General features: G+C 63.2%; 1 protein-coding gene. It reads right to left on the reverse strand.

What is annotated here, in order from left to right:
• The coding region (locus KUG43_RS16600) for a hypothetical protein (RefSeq protein WP_216910938.1) at positions 1-204 on the reverse strand (204 nt) is incomplete at both ends.

The following is a 204-nucleotide window of genomic DNA, read 5'->3' on the forward strand; positions in this document are numbered from 1 at the left end:
GGTTTTGGTTGCCGCCGGATTCAGCAGCGAGGATCTGCCAGCCGGTGAACTGACTGGCTTTGATCTGGGCGCCCTGGTAGCGGAGCGGAGCGGTGACACCGTTGACCTGAACGGAGACCAGATCGGTGCTGGTGTCGCGGAGTAACTGCACGGCGCCGTTGGGATCAAGCACCTGCAGGGTGGTGTTTGTGGTCGGGGGTGGAG

The sequence above is a fragment of the Synechococcus sp. CCY 0621 genome (genome assembly GCF_019038465.1).
GTDB lineage: Bacteria > Cyanobacteriota > Cyanobacteriia > PCC-6307 > Cyanobiaceae > Cyanobium.